This window comes from Sulfurovum sp., assembly GCA_026990595.1.
In the GTDB taxonomy this organism is placed as follows: domain Bacteria; phylum Campylobacterota; class Campylobacteria; order Campylobacterales; family Sulfurovaceae; genus Sulfurovum.
In genome coordinates this window covers 1-21,890 of sequence record JALXCZ010000022.1, presented here as the reverse complement: position 1 = coordinate 21,890, position 21,890 = coordinate 1, and the positions used below count along the sequence as shown (strand labels likewise).

General features: G+C 37.7%; 27 protein-coding genes. 3 read left to right on the top strand and 24 right to left on the bottom strand.

Annotated features, from left to right (window positions below):
* Positions 1–451, bottom strand: a 451-nt coding sequence (locus MVE01_RS05355; RefSeq protein ID WP_472561143.1) for a hypothetical protein, incomplete at its 3' end; no start/stop codon positions are given.
* Between the two features lie 86 nt (positions 452–537).
* On the bottom strand, positions 538–1,770 hold the full coding sequence (locus tag MVE01_RS05350; RefSeq protein WP_472561142.1) for a glutamate-5-semialdehyde dehydrogenase: 1,233 nt from the start codon (positions 1,768–1,770) through the stop codon (positions 538–540).
* A 101-nt stretch (positions 1,771–1,871) separates the two neighbouring features.
* Here MVE01_RS05350 and MVE01_RS05345 point away from each other — a divergent pair, with 101 nt between their 5' ends.
* Positions 1,872–2,636: a pyrroline-5-carboxylate reductase gene (locus MVE01_RS05345; protein WP_472561141.1), complete on the top strand. Its 765-nt coding sequence runs from the start codon at positions 1,872–1,874 to the stop codon at positions 2,634–2,636.
* Positions 2,637–2,645: 9 nt separating this feature from the next.
* Here the strand turns inward: MVE01_RS05345 and MVE01_RS05340 are convergent, their stop codons facing one another.
* The 4 genes from MVE01_RS05340 to tolB are packed head-to-tail and all read right to left on the bottom strand — an operon-like array spanning position 2,646 to position 5,843.
* A complete protein-coding gene (locus MVE01_RS05340) occupies positions 2,646–3,230 on the bottom strand; it encodes a L,D-transpeptidase (protein WP_472561140.1) in 585 nt (194 codons plus the stop codon).
* Entirely contained in the window at positions 3,231–4,025 is a 795-nt protein-coding gene (locus tag MVE01_RS05335) for a tetratricopeptide repeat protein (protein WP_472561139.1), read from the bottom strand.
* A gap of 7 nt (positions 4,026–4,032) precedes the next feature.
* Positions 4,033–4,584: an OmpA family protein gene (locus MVE01_RS05330; RefSeq protein WP_472561138.1), complete on the bottom strand. Its 552-nt coding sequence runs from the start codon at positions 4,582–4,584 to the stop codon at positions 4,033–4,035.
* A gap of 20 nt (positions 4,585–4,604) precedes the next feature.
* The gene (tolB, locus tag MVE01_RS05325; RefSeq protein ID WP_472561137.1) at positions 4,605–5,843 is read right to left on the bottom strand and encodes a Tol-Pal system protein TolB; all 1,239 of its coding nucleotides are present in this window, start codon (positions 5,841–5,843) and stop codon (positions 4,605–4,607) included.
* 163 nt (positions 5,844–6,006) lie between these two features.
* On the opposite strand from tolB, the gene amrA reads away from it, so the two are divergent.
* Together amrA and amrB are read left to right on the top strand one after the other, a co-directional pair.
* Positions 6,007–6,561, top strand: a complete 555-nt coding sequence (amrA, locus tag MVE01_RS05320) for an AmmeMemoRadiSam system protein A (protein ID WP_472561136.1) — start codon at positions 6,007–6,009, stop codon at positions 6,559–6,561.
* Positions 6,548–7,369 carry an AmmeMemoRadiSam system protein B gene (gene amrB, locus MVE01_RS05315; protein ID WP_472561135.1) on the top strand — a complete coding sequence of 274 codons (822 nt, stop codon included), beginning with the start codon at positions 6,548–6,550 and terminating at the stop codon, positions 7,367–7,369. Before amrA ends, amrB begins: the two co-directional genes overlap by 14 nt.
* On the opposite strand, the gene MVE01_RS05310 is transcribed toward amrB, so the two are convergent.
* The 18 genes from MVE01_RS05310 to MVE01_RS05225 form a co-directional block, all read right to left on the bottom strand.
* Positions 7,370–8,518 (bottom strand): type IV pilus twitching motility protein PilT, encoded by a 1,149-nt coding sequence (locus tag MVE01_RS05310; RefSeq protein ID WP_472561134.1) that lies wholly within the window; start codon positions 8,516–8,518, stop codon positions 7,370–7,372.
* Positions 8,519–8,688: 170 nt separating this feature from the next.
* Positions 8,689–9,480: a TonB C-terminal domain-containing protein gene (locus tag MVE01_RS05305; protein WP_472561133.1), complete on the bottom strand. Its 792-nt coding sequence runs from the start codon at positions 9,478–9,480 to the stop codon at positions 8,689–8,691.
* Positions 9,477–9,863 carry a biopolymer transporter ExbD gene (locus MVE01_RS05300; protein WP_472561132.1) on the bottom strand — a complete coding sequence of 129 codons (387 nt, stop codon included), beginning with the start codon at positions 9,861–9,863 and terminating at the stop codon, positions 9,477–9,479. The genes MVE01_RS05305 and MVE01_RS05300 overlap by 4 nt, the downstream gene beginning before the upstream one ends.
* A 1-nt stretch (position 9,864) precedes the next feature.
* Positions 9,865–10,443, bottom strand: a complete 579-nt coding sequence (locus MVE01_RS05295) for a MotA/TolQ/ExbB proton channel family protein (RefSeq protein WP_472561131.1) — start codon at positions 10,441–10,443, stop codon at positions 9,865–9,867.
* A gap of 1 nt (position 10,444) precedes the next feature.
* On the bottom strand, positions 10,445–10,831 hold the full coding sequence (gene atpC / locus MVE01_RS05290; protein ID WP_472561130.1) for an ATP synthase F1 subunit epsilon: 387 nt from the start codon (positions 10,829–10,831) through the stop codon (positions 10,445–10,447).
* A gap of 23 nt (positions 10,832–10,854) precedes the next feature.
* Positions 10,855–12,255, bottom strand: a complete 1,401-nt coding sequence (atpD, locus tag MVE01_RS05285; RefSeq protein ID WP_472561129.1) for a F0F1 ATP synthase subunit beta — start codon at positions 12,253–12,255, stop codon at positions 10,855–10,857.
* A gap of 14 nt (positions 12,256–12,269) precedes the next feature.
* Entirely contained in the window at positions 12,270–13,157 is an 888-nt protein-coding gene (atpG, locus tag MVE01_RS05280; protein ID WP_472561128.1) for an ATP synthase F1 subunit gamma, read from the bottom strand.
* A 12-nt stretch (positions 13,158–13,169) separates the two neighbouring features.
* A complete protein-coding gene (atpA, locus tag MVE01_RS05275; RefSeq protein ID WP_472561127.1) occupies positions 13,170–14,684 on the bottom strand; it encodes a F0F1 ATP synthase subunit alpha in 1,515 nt (504 codons plus the stop codon).
* Between the two features lie 23 nt (positions 14,685–14,707).
* Entirely contained in the window at positions 14,708–15,235 is a 528-nt protein-coding gene (locus tag MVE01_RS05270; RefSeq protein WP_472561126.1) for a F0F1 ATP synthase subunit delta, read from the bottom strand.
* Entirely contained in the window at positions 15,236–15,781 is a 546-nt protein-coding gene (locus tag MVE01_RS05265) for a F0F1 ATP synthase subunit B (protein ID WP_472561125.1), read from the bottom strand.
* Positions 15,782–15,794: 13 nt separating this feature from the next.
* Complete coding sequence (locus tag MVE01_RS05260; protein ID WP_472561124.1) at positions 15,795–16,217, bottom strand: F0F1 ATP synthase subunit B family protein; 423 nt, start codon at positions 16,215–16,217, stop codon at positions 15,795–15,797.
* Between the two features lie 72 nt (positions 16,218–16,289).
* Positions 16,290–17,156 carry a ParB/RepB/Spo0J family partition protein gene (locus tag MVE01_RS05255; RefSeq protein ID WP_472561123.1) on the bottom strand — a complete coding sequence of 289 codons (867 nt, stop codon included), beginning with the start codon at positions 17,154–17,156 and terminating at the stop codon, positions 16,290–16,292.
* Between the two features lies 1 nt (position 17,157).
* Positions 17,158–17,946, bottom strand: coding sequence for a ParA family protein (locus MVE01_RS05250; RefSeq protein WP_472561122.1), 789 nt, complete (start codon positions 17,944–17,946; stop codon positions 17,158–17,160).
* Positions 17,943–18,578 (bottom strand): biotin--[acetyl-CoA-carboxylase] ligase, encoded by a 636-nt coding sequence (locus MVE01_RS05245; RefSeq protein WP_472561121.1) that lies wholly within the window; start codon positions 18,576–18,578, stop codon positions 17,943–17,945. Before MVE01_RS05245 ends, MVE01_RS05250 begins: the two co-directional genes overlap by 4 nt.
* Positions 18,559–19,452 (bottom strand): methionyl-tRNA formyltransferase, encoded by an 894-nt coding sequence (gene fmt, locus MVE01_RS05240; protein WP_472561144.1) that lies wholly within the window; start codon positions 19,450–19,452, stop codon positions 18,559–18,561. The genes MVE01_RS05245 and fmt overlap by 20 nt, the downstream gene beginning before the upstream one ends.
* Positions 19,453–19,473: 21 nt before the next feature.
* On the bottom strand, positions 19,474–19,776 hold the full coding sequence (locus tag MVE01_RS05235; RefSeq protein ID WP_472561120.1) for a HigA family addiction module antitoxin: 303 nt from the start codon (positions 19,774–19,776) through the stop codon (positions 19,474–19,476).
* A 252-nt stretch (positions 19,777–20,028) separates the two neighbouring features.
* Positions 20,029–20,541 carry a hypothetical protein gene (locus MVE01_RS05230; RefSeq protein ID WP_472561119.1) on the bottom strand — a complete coding sequence of 171 codons (513 nt, stop codon included), beginning with the start codon at positions 20,539–20,541 and terminating at the stop codon, positions 20,029–20,031.
* Positions 20,542–20,554: 13 nt separating this feature from the next.
* Positions 20,555–21,544, bottom strand: coding sequence for a hypothetical protein (locus tag MVE01_RS05225; protein WP_472561118.1), 990 nt, complete (start codon positions 21,542–21,544; stop codon positions 20,555–20,557).
* Positions 21,545–21,890: the final 346 nt, after the last annotated feature.

Genomic DNA, 21,890 nt, shown 5'->3' with positions numbered 1-21,890 from the left:
CTTCTACACCTTGAGGACAAGGGAATCCACCAGGAGACATGATAGCTGAAAGAATGATATATTTTACACCCAAATAGTCTGTAATATATTCAGGATTATTTTTTACATTGAGCAGGGTGATTTCCTTGGGTTTATTTTTATCTTTACTTTCTGCCCATTCACGATAGCTATTGTATGGATTTTTCTTTAGTAAACGTCTAAAGCGTGCGACACGGTTGAATTTAAGCTCACCCGTAAATTCCTTCTGACTTAAATGACTTGTAGAAACAATCAACCCTTTGAGTTCCTCAGTAAGAATAAGTGCCCTCCCACCTACTGTACAATCCACAGGTCTTCCAAAAAACAATTCTATATTAAATTTTTTATCATAACGTACTTCTCTTACATAATATTCTTTTCCAAAAATATCAAATCGTGTAGGGAAGTTTGCTTTTTTATATAAATCTTTCATATGAAAGTATAAACTCTTTTTCTTAATGGAGCTCTCCGATAAATCTTACAGCATCCTCGTATAAAGGCAAGACATTTGATATTCACCTACCTTATCTCCCCATTCCCATAAATCTTATATTTATACGTTGTAAGTTCACTTACCCCCATCGGTCCTCTAGCATGAAGTTTGTTCGTGCTTATGCCCACTTCTGCACCGAAGCCAAACTCACCACCATCGGTAAACTGTGTACTTGCATTTAAGTAAACGCACGCTGCATCTACACTGTTTAAAAAGTGCTCTGCTGTGGTGTAGTTTTCGGTAATAATCGCTTCAGAGTGCTGTGAACCATACTGTTCTATGTGAGAAATGGCACCCTCTACACCCTCAACTACTCTAATGGTCAAGATATTATCTAAATACTCAGTGGCATAGTCCTCAGTATTTGCTGGATTTACCTCTATAATCTCTTGGGTTTTAGGACATCCTCTTATTTCTGTATCTTGTGCATCATACGCTTCTTTGATGCGTGGAAGTATCTCCAATGCTATTGACTCATCTATCAGTAAAGTCTCTAACGCTCCACATATGCCTGTACGACGACATTTGGCATTGATCATCACAGCCAATGCTTTTTCAAAATCTGCATCCTCATCAACATAGGTATGGCAGAGTCCTTTGTCATGTTTGACTACTGGTACCGTGGCATTGGATGAAACATACTTAATGAGTGCTTCTCCGCCACGAGGGACTATGAGATCTACATAGGCATCCTGCTTAATAAGCTTTGCTACACCTTCACGTGAGCTGTCTGGCAACAGAGCTATCCCCTCTTTTGGCAAACCGTTTTTATCCAATACTTCTTGCATTACTTTTGCAATAGCACGATTAGAATATTCCGCTTCTTTTCCACCCTTAAGTATGGCGACATTCCCACTTTTAAAACATAATGCCCCTACATCTGCTGTAACATTGGGACGGGATTCATAGATAACCCCTATCACACCGATAGGCACTGAAACTTTCTCTATCTTAAACCCGGCATCGGCATACCAGCCATCCAACACTCTACCGACCGGTTCTTTGAGTACTGCTATCTCCTCTATAGCTACTGCCATCCCCTCTACACGCCCCTCATCTAAAAGAAGTCTGTCTTTAAGTGCTGCTGTTAGATTATTCGTCTCTGCCTCTGCCATATCTATGCTATTTGCTTTGAGTATCTCTTGCATATTCTCACGCAGGGCTTGAGCCATCTCTCTTAAAATGCTGTTTTTTTCATTGCCACTCAGTGTGGAAAGTACCCGGCTTGAAGCTTTTGCCTCTTGTAAAAATGCTTCCATCTGTTCTATCCTCATAAATAATTGGTCTTATTATACCAAATCGAACCCTCTGAATAATTTATGTGTTATAATCTGAATAATTTAAACTAAGTGAGTGAAATATGCAAACAATCACATTTATAGGTAACGGCAATATGGGATTGAGTATTGCCGTTGGTCTTAAAGGCAAGTACAATATTGAAGTGGTAGGCAGAGATATGGAAAAGCTGGATGCATTTGAAAAGCAGCTCGGTATTAAAATAGAAAAATATCTTCTTGAGCATTTTGACATCACAGACAAGACCATACTTCTGTGTGTCAAACCCGGAAATGTAGAAGAGGTTGGGAAACAGCTTAAAGGCAAAGCCAAAGTACTCTTCTCCGTACTCGCCGGAACAACCATAACTAAACTGAAAAAACACATTAAGACAAAAGCAACGGTCAGAGCCATGCCCAACCTTGCAGCGACGATAGGGGCTTCCATTACTACGCTCACAGGTGACCATCGGTTCCAAAAAGAGGCAAAAGTACTTTTTAATGCTGTTGGGGATACCTTATGGCTAGAGAGTGAAAAAGAGATAGACATTGCCACTGCCCTTGCGGGGAGCGGTCCTGCCTACTTGGCTCTCATAGCCGAAGCTTTGGTGGACGGTGCGGTCAAACAGGGTCTAAAAAGAGAAGATGCCATGACAACCATGAGAGGTCTTTTCAACGGTTTTGGTTCTCTCATTCAGGAGATACATCCTGCGCTCTTGAAAGACAGTGTCATGAGTCCGGGAGGTACCACTGCTTCAGGCTACGGTGCATTGGAAGAGGGAAATGTAAGAGCTGCCTGTATAGATGCTATAGAAGCAGCCTATAAAAAGGCTAAAGAACTGGGAGACTAGAAAAGCTCTCTAACGTCTCAGATAGATCTTTCTAAGATCCTCTTTTGCGAAAGGCATGTAGGTATGCCTTGTGATCACAATCGGCATACCGTATCTTGACCATCTGTAGATCACCGGTACATCTTTTGGAGAAATATGAATACATCCATGAGACATCCAACCTACACTTCCCATATGCAGTGCATGTCCAAAATGGGTAAACTTCATCATATAGTCCATATTGTTTATACCTGATTCTTCAGGATATGCTGTTGACATATGGTAACGCTTTTTCTGAAGGATATGAAAAACACCGGAAGGACTTCTAAACTCCGGTGCTCCCGAAGTTACCGGTCCACTCCACCATACTGTCCCATCTTTATCTACTGCGTAGAAACGTCCGTCACTTCCTTTTTCACGTACGGAGACCACAATAAAGTCTTTTCCCGTTAGATCAACCGTTCTTACATTATCTGTTACCAGATTTATGACTTCAAAAACTGTTTTTGACGTAGGGATAAGCTCATGGGTTAAGTCTTTTACCATTCCCTCTTCTGAAAACAATATCGTAACCAAAAACAGCAGAGTTAAAGGTATGGACTTAAATATGGACATTTACAATTTCTTCAATTTTTGTTTTGCGATCTTCGCAGATTTTTTACCGTCATAATTCGCAATGATATTCTCATAAAAAGCTTTTGCCTGTGCTTTATCTCCACTTTTTTCCAAAGAGACAGCAGTATGAAGCAAAAGCGTATCAATATAGGTTGCCTGATCGTACAGACCGGCACTCTTTTTAAAATAGAAGATAGCATCTTCATATTTTTTTGTATAGTAGGCTATCTCACCAAGATAATAGTTCGAAGCTGCAGGTTTATATCCTTTTGTATCGGTGATAGTAAATCTTTTCTTTGCCTCGTCATAACGTTTTTTAACAAAAAGTCTTACCCCTTCACTATAAAGTTTTGATGTCGGTTTGCCTTCTAAGGATTCTTTGGGTTTACTGCTTTTTGTTTCATGCTTTTTTAAAGAGGGTTCATACTTTCCTTTTAACGCTTTTTGCAGTTCTGCCTTACTCACATAGTTCTCATTGATCTTGTCTATCATCTCACCCAGTTCTTTAAGCAGCGCTCTATTTTCACCTCCACCTTCGGAAGTTGAAACCCCGCCTTCTTTCAACTCGGCAATAGAGGCATTCAACCCTTCAACTATAGAAGTTAAACCATCTATTCTTTCCTTCTGTTGTGCAAGTTTACGCTGCAAAAAAGCAATGGTCTTTCTATTTTTAACGATCATCTTCTCTGTAGAGGTAAATCCCTGCATTGAACCATACACAGAAGGTTCTGCAAAAAGAACAACAGAACCCAACACGAGAGGTAAAAATAGTCTACTCACATACTTTTGATTCATTTTTATCCTACTTCACCAAATGAAGATCCACTCTTCTGTTTCTTTCATAACAACTGTCCGTAGGAGAACTGCATACCGGATTGCTTTCTCCAAAACTGACAATAACCATTCGGTTTGCCGCTATACCTTGTGCAGAAAGACTGTCTTTTACTGCTTTTGCTCTTTTAAGCCCCAATGCATAGTTATACTCATCCGTTCCAAATTCATCACAGTTACCTTCAATTTTGATCTTTGAAGCAGTACTGCTATTGATTACATTTGCATCTGTTGAGATACGACTTTCCATACCCGGCGCAATACCATAATCACCAAATGCAAAATAGACGCTCTGAAAACCGTCACTGCTACTGTTATATTTTCCGCTGCTGTTACTGTCGGCACTGTTTTGATTTCCATACCTGTTCTCATCTATGGTTACTGTGTCCCCGGCTATCTGTGTTGCATCAGAGACATTGTTCTTCCCTGTATTTGCACCTTCAAGATCCGGTGCAGTCTGTCCACATCCGGTGAGAAGAAGTAAAGAGAGTGTTGCGGTGGTTAATACTATTTTTTTTATCATTCTAAATCCTTTGTAATGATTTACCAATCAATTGATTGGATCTTTTTCCCGCTTAAAGGGAACAGTAAGCTTTGGTGACTTGCAAGATTGATATATCCTATGGAAGAGCCGTAATTCCTATGCTTAATAAACAAGATCACAGACCCGTCCGTAGAAAATCTCGGAAATTGGTTGACCCCTGTCGTAGTAAGCGGTCTTGTATCCGATCCGTTGGATGATGTCAAATAAAGATTAAAAGTGTTCTTTCCAAAACTGTTTTGCGATTCTCTGCTTGAATAGACTATTTTATTGCCATAGGCATCACACGCATTGTTGTTACGTCCATGATAGACCACTTGGGAAACAGCGGCAGAATGAATGGACTTTTTAAAGATATTTGCATACCCGAGTCTGTTGGAAACAAATACAATACGGCTCTCATCATCTACATATTTACCATTGACATCTATCCCGTTAAATGTCGTTACTCTTGTTTTTGCTCCCGAAGAGAGATCCAGCTCATAAATATCTGCCTGTCCCTGCGGTGCCATGGTCAAAAGAAGCTTAGTTCCATTCCTACTTACATCAGAACAGACAAGCATTCCTTCAGAAGAAGTGATCTTCTCTTTGTTTCCTGTATAAATATTAAGTCTGTAAAGTGTCGGTGTCAAGCCGCTGTAAGAGGTATAGTAAAAACTCTTTTGGTTTTTGTCCGCCCATTTGGGAAAGAGGTTCAATCCACCTCTTATGATCACTTTTTTGTAATTAAATGTATAGTCCGCCAAAACTATCTCACTGTGTTTGGGAGTGGTATAGCGGGAAAAGATCACATAACGGTTGATCCAGCTTATATCTGGATACTTTAATATATTATTGATATCTGAGATCGCTTTATGTGCCAAAAACGGTGCTTTTGTTGTCGTCGGTATCGCATAACTTTTTTTAAACAGCTCTGTACTATCTGATGCTTTGAGCAGACGAATCAAAAGTTTTGTTCCTGCCTGTTTAGTCAATGCGTACTTGAGGACATACTCTTTACTTTTAAGCACCGGTAGCAGATAGTTGGAGTTAATATCTCCTTCATGATGTCTTGTATCGGCCAAGAAATGCCCTGATATTTTCAAATCTGAAAGAAGTATCTTAAAAAACTTCTCATCCATAACAGGCGAAGCATCGACCAAAGCAATACGCGCACGCTGCTCTACATCTTTTTCGATCTTAAGTGTTGCATCGACAGCAAAGAGATTAAGTGATAACAATAACAGTAAAATATAACGCAATTCTATTCCTTTTTCATTCTTTTCATCATGCATTGTATCAAGGGTGAGTTGAAATCTTCATTAATTAATATCAATTATACTTTTAAGATTGTGGTAAAATATGAAAGAGGGAATTATATAAGAGGAGAAGGAGTAGATAAAAAGAGCACTATAGGAGTATATGATGAATGATATTATTATCGGTTTAGCAAAAGCAGCTATTTTGGTTGCCTTAAATCAACCTGAGAATTTTGACCTTGAAAATGCGTTAAAACACTACCCTATGCTTAAAGAGAAAGGTGCCGCATTTGTCACGATCAATACAGAACCCAATAAACAGCTTCGTGGTTGCATAGGCTCTCTTCAAGCCTATCGTCCCCTTTATAAAGACATTATCGCTAATGCCCAGTCCGCTGCATTGCATGATCCGAGATTCAAACCACTTTCCAAAGAAGAACTTAAAAACATTAAAATAGAGGTCTCCATCCTCTCCGAGCCTAAGCCATTGCCGTATGAAAATAGAGATGAACTGAAAAAAAAGATCACTCCTTTTAAAGACGGTGTAGTACTCAAATATAAAACATATCAGGCAACCTACCTGCCTCAGGTATGGGATCAATTACCCCAATTTGATGATTTTTTTACCAGTTTGTGTATGAAAGCCAATCTACCGGGTTCATGTCTGGAACTGCATCCTGACATATTACTCTATCAGGTCACAAAATATGAAGAACAATAAAATAGTTTCTCATATACGTAAAGCAGCTGTTCAGGGAAATTTCTATCCCAAAGAGTGTTCTAAACTCAAAGCCACTATTGAAAAGTTCATACAAGAACTTGAAACTATACCGGAATCAAAAGATATGAAAAACATTATTCCCCAGGCTGTTATTGTTCCGCACGCAGGATATATCTATAGTGGATTTACGGCAGACTGTGCCTATCAATTTCTCAAGCGTTCAAAAGCCAAACGTATCATCGTTATCGGTCCGAGTCATCATTATTATTTCAAAGATATCTCCGGAAGTTATTTTGAAGCATATGAAACACCTTGCGGGGAAATTCCCATTGACAGCCCTTATCTTTTCGCTCTGGCAAAACAATTTAATATAGGATTTGAGCCTGAAGCACATAAAAAAGAGCATTCAACAGAAGTACAAATGCCTTTCATCCAATACTATTTCCCTCACACTAAAGTCATAGAACTTATCTATGGTGATATAGAGGTAAAAGAACTGGCCAATATTATTCTTGCTTTATTGCATAACAAGGAGAATGCCGTTGTTATCAGCAGTGATCTCAGCCACTTTCATGATCTGGAAGTAGCAAAGGCACATGATTACAGTTGTTTAAGAGCTGTTGATCATTTAAATGTTGAAATACTTAAAAAAGGATGTGAAGCCTGTGGACTCACTGGTATACAAGCAATGATACTCGCAGCCAAAGCACTCAAACTCTCCTCTAAACTACTTGATTACCGTACAAGTGCAGATGCCACAGCAGATACCAAATCTGTTGTCGGATACATGTCTGCGATGTTCTATTAATTATGCTTGAGAGTTTTTCAGATCAAAAAAGTTACTTCTTCCCTTGCCGGTAATAGATTTTACATTTTCATGCCCTGAGGCCTGTCTGATCCCTTGTATAGCCAAACTCATATCCGAAGGACTCGTAGCATTTCGCAATGCTTCTTCCTGAGTGATTTTCTTGCTATGATAAAGATCCAACAGTGATTGGTCAAAAGATTGTGTACCATAGATATCTTTCCCTTTAACGATAGCTTCAAGGATCTCACTGTCTCTTTTCTCTACGATCAACTCTGATATCCTTGCTGTTCCTTTCATTACTTCAACGGCAGGAACCCTTCCCCCCTCTTTATCTTTAACCAGTCTTTGGGAGATAACACCTTCCAACACAAAAGAGAGTGTCATTCGAACACGCTCCTGTTCCTCATTAGGGAACATACCGATAATTCGGCTAATGGACTCTTTAGCATCAAACGTATGCAATGTAGAAAATACAAGATGTCCTGTATTTGCAGCGTGTAATGCAATTTCCATTGTCTCCAGATCTCTTAGCTCACCTATGAATATAATATCAATATCCTCTCTAAGTGCAGAACGAAGTGCATTGGCAAAAGAGTGTGTATTCGTACCGATAGCACGTTGCGTGACAAGAGATTTCTGCTCTTGATGCATATATTCTACAGGATCCTCAATACTGATAATATGTTTTCTTTTACTTTTGTTTATTCTATCAAGTATCGCTGCCAACGTCGTAGACTTACCTGAACCTGTAACACCGGTCACAAGTACCAAGCCGCTCTGCAGATCTGCCAGATCCTTCACAACTACGGGAAGATGCAGTTCATCAATAGAAAGTATTTTCTCCGGGATGGCACGCAGAGCAGCACTGAGCCCACCTACCTGATAAAAGAAATTTACTCTAAATCGCTTGGTTTCATCCAATGCATAAGAACAATCCAACTCTTTACTTTCAACCAGTTGGTTGTATTGGGGGGTTGTAAGCATATCTTTTGCGATCGCGACCATATCATCATGTGTGAGTTTATCTTCCTTTAAAGCAAAAAGTTCACCATTCACGCGCATATAGACATTTGAACCTGCCTTCAAATGCAGATCACTCCCCTGATGTTTAATAAGATAATCCAGATATTTTTTCAGCTTTTTTTCCATGACCTATTCCTTCTTCTATATGTTATTGTAACATAAATATTACCTCTATGAGAAGAAAATACTATTTATCATCAAGAATTTATATTGATCATTCAATATTGTAAGAGTACACACATCTTCCTCATAAGACTTTGCATACTAAGAAAAAAGAGTTTCTCTACTTATTTCTGTTATTCTGTTGCGACAAACTCCACATCAAGCTCATAAGCTCTCTCTCCTTTATGATGCCCAAATCCCAATTTTTGCAATTGCTTTAAGTAAGCAATAAGTCCTGCATTGAATGCTTCATTGTTTGAAGCAGTGATCACTTTAAATTCGAATGATCCACTTGGTTCTACTTTAAACCATACTTTAGCCATTTCTCCAGCATAATCACTCTGGGCAGGCCAACCTTTGAGTTTTTCTTCTATTTTGGCAAAATAGGCATTTTCAACACCACTATCACTGTTTTTTTGTATTTTTAGCGAAGAGCTGATACGTTCACTTGCACTTTTAGGTCTATCCGATATTTTTATCAGATCATTTTTAGGTGTTGCTTTTACTGGTTCATCTGTGACTTTTATAATATTTTTCTTTTTTGAAGTTTTAATATTTGCAAAAAGATCCAAAGCCTTTTTTTTACGAGGTTTTGTAAGATTTTCATCTCTCTTTTTGATGACCTTTTTAACAATTTTATCTTTTAGAACCTTCTTTTTAACTTCTTTTTTAGGCTTTGGTTTTATTTTAGACTTGATCTTTGGTTTTGTTTTAATTTTGGGTCTATATTTTGGTTTTACTTTGAATTTTTTCTCTTTCTTGGGGGAAGAAAGTGCTACCTGAATACGATGTTCGTCTTTTTTAACATAGTGTATGGACTTCTTTTCATCACGTGTATTAAAATAAAAAAGCAGTAATCCAAGCACAATAAAATAGACACCAAAAGCCAACACACCCGATATGAGTTTAGGAGACTTCTTACTCATAGCGTTATAAGTGAGACCTTCTCAAAGCCGGCAGCTTTTACACTTTTGAGCAAATACATAACATCCTTGTATTTAAGTTGTTCATCTGCACGGATATACACTTCAGAACTTTTGTCAAATTTTACAGACTGATTCACAAAATCATCTGCAAAGGTATCCAGTGCATAAATATCTTTGTTCAAATATATCTTTTGGTTTTTATCCATACGGATGGTAAGTGTTTTGGGTTTGGTGACTTTTACCGTTTTAGAGCCCTGTGGCAGATCTATCTGTTCTTGAAAATTGATGGTCGGTGCAGTGATCATTAAAATAGCCATGAGAACTAACATAACATCTACAAGAGGCGTAATGTTCAGATCCGGGCTATCATCCCAACTAAACATGTTAGTTTTCCTCACTGACCTGTGAAAGTATCACTTCTGACTGAGAATTTAAAAGTGAAGAGAGTTCATAAGCCTTACGTTTTAAGATAAGATGAAATGTGTAGGCAAAGATCGCTACGGCGATACCTGCTGCCGTAGCAATAAGTGCTTCGGAAATAGCCGGAGCAACGACACTCAAAGAGGCACTGGATTGAGCCCCAAGCTTTGAAAAAGTTTCCAATATTCCTATTACTGTACCAAAAAGTCCTATAAACGGTGAGGTTGATGCAATAATTGAGAGCCACGTTAAACCCTTTGTTGAAACACGTATTGCATCAGAAGATGCCGCTTCAAGTATGGCTTTATTCGGCTTGTTCACACGGCTCAGATAAGTAAAAATAAGTGAGTTACTTGCCACTGATTTTGACTGACCTGTATAAAGTGATTTAAGCGATTTAGCTTCTGAGTTAATACGTGAATTCAAGATATAGAATCGATCAAAAAATACCCAGAATGTTGTAATAAAATAAACTGAAAGCAGAAGCAGCACGAAAATAGTGATCGCACTGCTTCCAATGAAATAATTTAGGAGAGATCCCAATTTACAAAGACTTTCCGATTTGCTCTACTTTAGCTACTGCAGAGGCAATAGCTGTATTAGAAGATTCTGCACTTTTAAGCAATTCTTTGGCTGCTTCCAGTGCTTTGGCAAGATCACTGTCTCCACCGGAAAGAGCTACTGCACCATCAACGATACAGGTGGTCTTTTCTTCATCAACTTTCACATATCCTGAGTTAATAGCTACTGCTACCTCACTTCCGTCAGCTTTCTCGATAACGATCACACCTGTATCCAATAACGATACCAAAGTTGCATGTTTCGGCAAAACACCAAATTCACCTTCAGACCCCGGCAGTGTTACTTGTTTTACTTCAGCATCAAAAATTACACCACTCGGTGTAACTATCTCTAGCTTCATAAGTTCCATATTAATCCTTTTAAGATTAATGCTTATTTAGCATTAATCTTATCATTTTTAGCAATAGCCTCAGCCATATTTCCTACCATGTAGAATGCCGCTTCATTCATATCATCATATTTACCTTCAAGAAGACCTTTAAATCCTTCTATCGTATCTTCAAGTGTAACATATACACCTGGTGAACCGGTAAATACTTCAGCAACGTGGAATGGCTGAGAAAGATATTTTTCAATCTTTCTTGCTCTTTCAACAACAAGTTTATCATCTTCTGAAAGCTCGTCCATACCAAGAATCGCAATAATATCCTGAAGATCTTTATACTTCTGAAGAATTTGTTGTACACCAGTTGCAATACCGTAGTGCTCTTCACCAACTATTTGTGGATCAAGCATTCTTGATGTTGAATCAAGTGGATCAACCGCAGGGTAGATACCTTTTTCAGCAATAGAACGGTTAAGTACTGTTGTTGCATCCAAGTGAGCAAATACAGAAGCTGGAGCCGGGTCAGTCAAGTCATCCGCAGGAACATATACAGCTTGTACAGAGGTAATTGAACCTTTCGTTGTTGATGTAATACGCTCTTGAAGTGCACCCATCTCTCTTGCAAGTGTTGGTTGGTAACCAACAGCAGAAGGGATACGCCCAAGAAGTGCAGACATTTCTGAACCTGATTGTGCAAATCTAAAGATATTATCGATAAACATAAGAACATCCAGTCCCATTTCATCCCTAAAGTACTCAGCCATAGTAAGACCAGTAAGTGCAATACGGTTACGTGCTCCCGGAGGTTCAGACATTTGACCATAGCACAGTGCAACTTTGTCAAGTACGTTTGATTCTTTCATTTCATAGTAAAGGTCATTCCCTTCACGTGTTCTTTCACCAACACCGGCAAATACTGAGTACCCTGAGTGTTTCATAGCAACGTTGTTGATAAGTTCCATAATAATAACGGTTTTACCAACACCGGCACCACCAAATAGTCCAACTTTCCCACCTTTGTTGTATGGTGCAAGAAGGTCAACTACTTTGATACCTGTTTCAAAAACTTCTGTTTTTGTACTTTGTTCTTCAAAAGGTGGTGGATCTCTATGAATAGACCAGTACTCTTTTGCATCACAAGGACCAGCATCATCAACAGTATCACCAATAACATTAAAAATACGTCCAAGCACTGCTTCACCTACAGGAACTTTAATCGGTGCACCAGTTGCTTTTACTTCCTGACCTCTAACTACACCTTCACTCATATCCATAGCAATCGTTCTGACTCTGTTATCACCAAGTTGTGCTGCTACTTCTAAAACCAATTTTTCCTCTTTTCCTTCAACCATGAATGTTGTCTCTAACGCTTCATTGATCTCCGGAAGATAGTCTGTAAAATCCACATCTAGAACGGGACCTAAGACTTGTACTATTTTACCTGTCATTTCTTCTCCTCTAATTATTTCATTGATTCCATACCACTGATGATCTCAATGAGCTCAGTAGTAATCGATTCTTGTCTTGCTTTGTTATATTTAACATTCAACTCTTTTACCATCTCTTTTGCATTTTTGGTCGCTGCATCCATCGCCTGCATTCGTGCAGAGTGTTCAGCTGCCAATGAATCGATCAGCGAGTAGTACATCGTATACTCAACATAACGCTTCACCAATGCATCAAGAAGTGTGTCATCATCATCAGGTTCAACTTCCAGTTCAGATGTTGATTTTGATGAAAGCTCTATTTTTGATGCATCTACCGGTAGAACCTGATCTTGTCGAATCTCCTGAGTGATCATATTGACATAACCATTATGTACTAAAATGATCTTATCTGTTTCTCCATTCACGTAAGACTCAGATACTTCAGAAATGAATTCAGCCGCCTGTGCAAAATCAGGTGCAGCAGAAAGACCTATAATTTCATCGTTCAATTCAACATTATTGAATTTAAAGAAATCAATACCTTTTCTACCAACAGCTCTTAAACGAAGCTTTACACCTTTAGCTTTATAGTCTGCAATCAATTGGCTGGTTCTTTTGATCGTCTGTGAGTTGAAACCACCACAAAGACCCTTGTCTGCAGTAATAAAGATAATATCAACCCTTTTAGGATTGCTAGCATCTTTAAAGAAAACATTATCTAGCCCTTCTGCGTTGGAATGATGCATTTTCTGAGCTATTTCATTCAATAACTCAGTTAACTTTGCAGCATACACTCTAGATCTTTTAGCAAGCTCTTCTGTTCTTTTCAGTTTAGCAGAAGAGACAAGCTTCATAGCGTTCGTGGTTTTCTGTGTATTCTTAACAGATCCTATCTTACGCTTTATCTCTTTTAAATTAGCCATAATTAGCCTTTCTTACGCTGAAAATGAAGCTTTAAAATCTTCGATAGCTTTTCTTAATTCTGCTTCTGTTTCATCAGAGATCTTTTTCTCATTTCTAATTGCATCCAAAATATTTGCATATTTTGCTTCCATAAATGGCATGAGATCAGCTTCAAACTTAGTCACTGCAGATGCAGGAATATCATCAAGGTATCCATTAGCACCGGCAAAGATGATTACAACCTGCTTTTCAACAGGAACAGGAGAATACGGTCCTTGTTTAAGAACCTCTACCATTCTCTGTCCACGCTCAAGCTGGCTTCTTGTATAGTCATCAAGATCAGATGCAAACTGTGCAAATGCCTGAAGTTCTCTAAATGAAGCAAGATCAAGTCTCAATGTACCAGAAACCTGTTTAATTGCTTTTATCTGTGCAGCACCACCAACTCTAGATACAGAAAGTCCAACGTTAATCGCCGGTCTAATACCTGAGTTAAACAAATCAGTCTCAAGGAAGATTTGACCATCAGTAATAGAGATAACATTTGTTGGAATATATGCTGCAACATCACCCGCCTGAGTTTCAATGATTGGGAACGCAGTAATAGAACCTGCACCTAACTCATCATTCACTTTTGCCGCTCTTTCAAGAAGTCTTGAGTGAAGATAAAAAACATCCCCTGGATATGCTTCACGACCTGGAGGACGTCTCAAAATCAATGACATCTCTCTGTATGCAACCGCATGCTTGGAAAGGTCATCATAAAAGATAACGGCATGTCTTCCGTTGTCTCTGAAATATTCAGCCATAGTTACACCTGCATAAGGCGCAAGGAACTGAAGTGCTGAAGATTCAGCTGCACCGGCAGTTACAATGATCGTATAATCCATTGCACCATGCTCTTCAAGTTTTTTAACTGTTGCAGCAACTGTTGACTGCTTTTGACCGATCGCAACATAGATACATGTTACATCTTGACCTTTTTGGTTGATGATTGTATCAATTGCCAAAGTTGTTTTACCGGTTTGTCTGTCACCAATAATAAGTTCTCTTTGTCCTCTACCAACCGGGACAAGCGCATCAATCGCTTTTATACCAGTCTGAAGCGGTTCATGAACAGATTTTCTAGCCATAATACCAGGTGCTTTCTCTTCAACAAATCTATGTTCAGTTGCTTCAATAGCACCTTTACCGTCTACTGCTTCACCAAGAGAGTTCACTACTCTTCCCATAAGTCCGTCACCTACAGGAACTTTAAGAAGTTCACCGGCTCTTTTTACACTCATACCTTCTCTAATTCCTGCACTTGTACCAAGAACAACAACACCTACGTTTGCTTCTTCAAGGTTCAATACCAGACCTTTGGCACCATTGTCAAATTCTACAACTTCACCAGCCATAACATTATTAAGACCGTATACTGTTGTAATTCCATCTGCGATACCTACTACTTTCCCTATTTCATTGATGTCAACATCAATCTCAAAATTCTCGATTCTCTCTTTGATGATTGAACTTATCTCATCTGCTTGCAATTTTACTGCCACTGATACTCCTTTACTTTAGATAACTATAGTGATTTCTTAATGAAATCAATTAGTTGTTCTTTAACTCTCTGCTTAGAGAAGTTAACCTCAATACCCAAATCATCAACCGAAACACGCAACCCGTCAAGATCCGTTTTTTCCTGTGTCAATTTAATCGTAGAACCTGTATATCTCTTAAGAGTTGCCTCAAGCTTGTCCAATTCATCTTTACCCAGTGTCTCTTTGCTTTTTAGTACGCCTTCGTACGCATTTGACTCTTTTTGCAAGTCTGCATTCAGTACTTTGGCAATTGCCGGGATCAGGTCAAGTCTTTTATTCTCACCAAGGATCTTAATAAAGTTCACAAGTGTACTATCTGCTTTCTTTCCAAGCGTAGAGAGAATCATCTCTGTCTTTTTCTCACTTGAAATGATCGGTGAAGTCAAAACAGTTTTAACTTCATCAGTACTGATAGCTTCAGTCAATACATTAAGTACTTCTGCAATACCTTTGATATCTTTACTTACTGAGGAAAGTGCTGTAGCATATCTTTTAGCGATCAATTCTTCCATCTATGCCACCTTCTTAGAAATAATGTCAACAACTTTTGCTTCGTCAAGCATAATGTCATCATTGGTGATATTGTCACTTAAGATCTCATCAATAGCTTCTCTTGCAGCTTTTCTCTCTTCAAAAGTCATTTTTTCTTCAAGTTGTTTTTCCATAAGAACCAATTCATTCTCATTTGCCTCAGCGATCTTCTGTGCTAAAAGAGCTGCCTCTTTTTTTGCATCTTCGATGATCTGTTCCGCTTTTTTATTACTCTCATCTAAACGAGTTTGTGCTTCTTTTTTCTCATCTTTGGCTGCTTGAAGTTTCTCTTCTATCTCTCTAAGCTGTCTGGCAATACTTTCTTTTCTATCTTTAAAGAAGTTTTTGATCGGATTGGCGACCAAATAATAAAGCAGTGCAGCAAAGATAGTAAAGTTGATTACTCTTGGCCAATAATCATTCTCTCTACCTGTTTGGATAAAGTAACGACTCTCTTCTGCCCCATGTCCACTGGCTAAAAGAACAGCAGGTACTATGAGCAAAGCGAATAGCGCTAATTTTTTCATATTCATCCCTTCCTTATAGTTTGCTAAACTTAGCTTTAAGGCTCTCTTTAAATAGAGGCATTTGAGAAAGAAGAGCATTTTTAAGATTCTCTTTTTCCGAGGTTAACTTCTCTACAAAGTTTTCATACTCTTTGTTCAGTTCACCCTGTTTGGTTTCAACTTTACTTGCAGCCAATGTTTTTTCATCATCGATCGCTTTCTGTCTGATTGCAGCAGCTTCAGTTTTAGCATTGCTAATATTTTCATCTGCTTTGGCATTGAGTTCATCACTGTTACCGCTAAGTCCTTTTGCCGCTTCTAAATCTTTTGCTATAGAGTTATCTCTGTCATCCATGAATTTAACCAAGGGCTGAAATAGCATATTATTTAAAAGCACAAGAAGGGTTAGAAACAAAGCTAAGACGAACAACATCAATGGTAAATGTATGTCAAGCATTAAAACTCCTCGTGTAATTTCGAATTATTTTATCATTTTGGAGATGAAACGTTGGTTAAAGATCAAGCTTTTTTAGGCTTTTTTCAAGAAGTTTAAGAAGTTGTGTATATCTTTCTCATTCGTTAAGCTTATCTCTATACTTTTTGCTTTAAGTTTATATTTGAAGGGAAGTACAGATTCGATCTCTTTTGTATACTTTTCAAGAAAATTAGTTTTAGCTAAGGTCACTATTGTATTTTTATTCTCTTTCTGATTCTTGACCATTTTTTCAGCATCACGCACACTCAGCTTTTGTCCAATAATACTGTCAATGATTACTTTCTGTTTCTTTTCATCAAGTCCAACCAACACTTTTGCATGCCCTTGAGAGATTTTTCCAGAGATCACTTGTTTCTGTGCATAGTCAGAAAGCGTTAAAAGACGCATTGTATTGGTAATTTGTGAACGACTTTTATGCACAACAGAAGAGAGCTCATCATGTGTAATCTTATGTACTTCTATAAGTTCGGCATAAGAGTTCGCCAATTCAATGGCATTGAGATTCTCTCTCTGGATATTTTCAATGAGCGCTAATTCACGTAGTCTTACTTCATCTATTTCTACATCAGCGATAATTGCTTTGATCGTAGTTAGTTTTGCAAGTTGATGTGCTCTCAAACGACGCTCACCAGCAATAAGAAGGTATCCCTCTTCTTTTTCTATGACTACAATGGGCTGAAGTAGACCATGTTCTTTAATAGACTCACTTAACTCCTGAAGTGCATTCTTATCAAAATGTTTACGCGGCTGAAAAGGGTTAGGAGTAATATTCTCTACACGCAGTTCTTCCACACGGGCACCCTGTGCCTCAAGCTCAAAACTGTCAATAGTGCTCAAATCTTTTTCATATGCTTCTTCTACTTCAGAGAGAATATCTCCCAGTCCTCTGCCTAATGCCATCTTAACCTCTTGCTATCACTGTTGCCAAATCTCTATAGGCAATAGAACCCTTGGAACTTGTCGCATAGGCAGTTACAGGTTTTCCAAAACTTGGACTCTCTGCAATCTTGACATTTCTAGGTACAACAATACACTCTTTGGAGTTCTTTTTTATATGAAAAAGCTTATCTTTAAAATGATGGCTCAGATCAGCCAATACCTGCTTGGAAAGATTGTTCTGTCCTGAATACATCGTGGGAAGAAAACCTTTGATCTTCAACTTCGGGTTGATTGTTTTCTTCAAAAGACTGACCGTATTGAGAAGCTGCGCCAAGCCTTCAAGTGCAAAGAATTCACACTGGATAGGGATGATCACAGAATCCGATGCACTTAGGGCATTGATGGTAATAGGACCTAGTGCCGGAGGTGAGTCTATAATAATAAAATCATACTTTTTGGAGAGTTCTCTGATCTTCTCTTTCAAAACCAATTCTCTATTTTTCTTCTTCGGATTATAAAACTCTTTTTCTATTCCTACAAGACCAATGTTTGAAGGGGCAAGATCAAGTTTTTTAATATCTGTTTTCAGTACCACTTCTGAGAGTTTCTTGCTTCCTATCAATACGTGATAGATGTTGAATTCATAATCACTTCTGCTGAATCCTAAACTGGTAGTGGCATTGGATTGGGGATCTATGTCCAAAAGAAGGACTTTCTTACCTTTTTCGGCTAAAGAAGCTGCCAAGTTCACTGCTGTTGTTGTCTTTCCTACACCACCCTTTTGGTTGGCAATACTTATTACTTCACTCATCGTAAACTAAACACCTTCTTACCCCCTAGTAATAAAGATCCATCCTCGCACAAACTCGCGTCTGCAAGGCTCTTTTGATAGTTTTCAATATGAACTGAAAACTTTCTGCTTAGTTCAAATTCTACCTGATACTCACTAAATATCTGCTTCCATTTTGGAAATTTCCAAAGTGCCAAAAGATAATTTTCAAGTAATGATTCGGGTAAAATATCGGACTGCAAGGCTCTGTAGCCGTTTTGAGAATTTTTCAGATTGATTCCGATTCCACACACTAATACATCATTTACTTTTTTAGTGATCGTTCCCCCTATTTTATCATCATTTTTATAGAAGTCATTAGGCCATTTCAGCCAAATATTTTCACCTAAGGACTCCAGTGTTTTTTTCATGATGAAAGAGAAGTAGATAGACGCTGAGGAGAGAGGCAGATCATCAGGAAGCTTATCAACTCTGACAGCTATAGAGGCAAAGAAGTTTCCCTTGCCTCCCGACCACTCATTATCACGAGAACCGACACCGTCACTTTGTTCCAATGCCAGTACTGCTACAGGTGCCTGTAAATCACCTCTTTGCAATTGCTCTATTAAATATGTTTGTGTAGAAGGCAGAGTCTCAAACGATACTGTTTCCAACTTTTAGTCCTCTTCCTACACAGTATGCCTTTGCTGTCATTGCTTTTTTAGAAGCCGGTTGCAGTGTCTCTATTTTCAAAGCACCTCTACTGCACCCTACTATAACACTCTCCTCTTCAAACGCAAGTATCTCAGCAGCTTTATGCGCAGTTTCTTCTTCTACGAGTGACATTCCGTCAAACTTCGTACCGTTAGCAGCAAATATTCCCGGCCAACCTTCAAAAGCTCTATATTTGTTGTAAATAACAACAGCATCTCCAAAATCAATCTCCCCATCACTCTTTTTGATCTTTTTACAGAGTGTTGCCTGGCTTTCATCCTGTTTTTGTGGTGTAATAGTTTTAAAATTTCGTACGGTACTAAGTGTAAGTTCACACGCATCAACGGTTAGTTGCTGCATGAGTGCATGCAGTCTCATCTCTTTAGGAATGATGAACTCTACTTTTTCAAGGATATCCCCCGTATCAAGCCCCTCTTCCATAAGCATGGAAGTAACACCTGTTTTCTCGTCACCGTTAAGTAAGGACTGCTGTACGGGTGAGGCCCCTCTATATTGGGGTAAAAGTGAAGCGTGTAGATTGATACACGGTGCAATGTCTAAAATGGATTTAGGTAAAAGCTGTCCAAATGCCGCAACAATGATAAAGTCAGGATTTGCAGCTTTGATAGCCTCTGCTATCCCCTCATCACTTAAACGATTTTGCTGTAGCACATCAATACCATGCTCCTCTGCCAATACTTTCACAGGTGGTGGTGTCATAACCTTTTTACGCCCTACAGGACGATCAGGTTGTGTCAATACCAATGATACATCCATATCTTCAGCATTGATCAAAGTTTCCAATATCTCTTTTGCATAATGGGGTGTTCCCATATAGACTATTTTATTTTTCACCTAGGCTACCTCAAATTTCCCTATTTCTATCTCTTCTAACTCTTTTTGTTTTTTCATACTCACCTTATATATATCAAACTGATTTTGTAGGTTAAGCCATAGCTGCGGCGTAGTACCGAAGTACCTTGCCAGCTTCAGTGCCATCTCAGTCGTGATACCTCTTTTTTCATTGACCAATTCATTGATAGCACGAAAAGAGGTATGCAGTGCCTTTGCCAGATGACTTTGTGTCATACCAAGTGGCTCCCAAAACTCCTCTTTGAGTATCTCCCCTGTGTGTGCTGGCTGTCTGTTTTTCCTCATTACACAACTCCAGCTGCGTAATATATATCAGTATCTAAATCCACCATAATCTTTCTATCTCCAATAATCCACACTAGCATTATAATCTATAACTACTATATCTTCATATGATTTAGTATAGCATTTTATAAGTTATGTGATGTTTTTTACTATTTAGAGTCCAATAAGCATTTTAGAGCTGGAGCTAGGAAAGTAGATATTCAACGCCTACCTTTGTGGAATCTATTTTTATCTAGTCTGTCCCCATTTTTCTCATTTTACCTTATTTTCTATCCCCTTACTTTTATTTTCTATTGTTTCTTTTTTAAATAGTTTAAGAAGATAATTTTTAAAATTCTCCGATACTTTGTCAACTCTAGAATAAACTACTCTATTGCCTTGAGATATTGTATTTATTTCCTCGAAATCTTCATTATTAAATCTCAATTCATTCAGAATTTCAGATTTATGAATTTGACTTATAAAATTATAACTTTTGCTATAATTTATATGATATTGATATGAATAGTAACTATTTTCAATTTCACTTCCATATTCAATATAATATGCACCAAAACATCTTTGATTGTCGGTAAAATATGGTACTAATAAATAATTAGAAAACTCCTCTGTATTATGATTAACATAAAACTCATTACAGATTTCATTTTTAAACGCACTTTGAAAATAATCAAGAAAATTGTCCTCTTCTTGATTAAAACCTTTCCATGGAGTTTTAGCTCTTGAAATAGGTTGTAAAACAATACCTTTAAAATTATTTGTCACAATAGACTCCTTGTTAATCTATAATTTGTATTTTTCCGTCTTTTACCTGTACTTGTCTTGTGCCAATATCATCTTCAATAAACATTTTATTATTCATTATGATTAATGAATTTTTTGGATTTCCATTTACTTTAATTCTCTTAACTGTTCCAACAATATTGTTAGCACCTTGCTCCATTAATAAATAATATGTGATGACAATATCACCAATAATTTTGCTATATACTTTTGTTGTTACCTCTATTAATGGCCAAGTATTGTTCTTAATTGTAAGAGTATCATGCACAAATGTTGTTAAATATGTTAATTTTGGATCGGTAACCATCATTCCTGTTACCATACTAAGACTCACACCTTCTGCTATCTTATCACCATAAATATAATAGTTATTATATTTAGAATTAGTAAAACAAGATACTGAAGTATATGTATTTACATTGTCATCACGAACAACACTAATTATATTTCCTGTTTTATCTTTTGTTATTTTTATTGAACCAGCACCATGACCAAAACTATATTCTTTCCCATGTAAGTATCCTATATGTATGCCATATTCATCTACCATTTTTATCTTTTCTGCACCATCTAGAGTAATACCTATATTTTCACCATTAACTTTACAGGTATATTCTGAGGTACTCACATTCATTGTTTTTTCTTGTGTTCTGTGTTGAGATTCAACAAGTTTTTTATCTGTATTCATACCCACTTGATTTACTACCAGCCCTTTATCTTCATAAATATCTTGAGCAATCCCACACACTACTTCTAAACAAGGGCTAGATATTGTACATTTTTGCATAATCTGTTTTCTAATATCTCTTGATAAATTTCTTGTATCCAAATTAAATGAAGACATGGCATTATAATTATCAGAAATACTTGTATCTTCACCAAGAGATATAATATTCCCTTGGACACATATTTTACTTCCCTTTATGGTATGATAGTCTAAAATAAAATCAGATACCTGCATAACCGTATTTTCTTTTGCTAACAATAGTGTATTCCATAATATTAGGCTAATAAATAAAAATTTAATGATAGTTAATCCTTTTAACTTAATTACAAAAATTCTAGCATAACAATCTTATTTTTTATCGTTGCTCCAAGCTTAAATTTTCTCTCATCATGCGCCCTTCGTTATTCGTGGGAGTGAAAACTATTCTACTTTTCATTTTTCTCTTTCAATGCCATTAGTGCTTCCTTGCTACTCAAAACAGGCACATCTCCAGAAGCAAAGTCTGCATCATTTGTGATGATGCAGTCGCACTTCTCTTTTCTTGAAGTAAAAAGGTCTACTTAAATTCTTTAAAGTCAAAATAGACATTCTTGTACACCCTAAA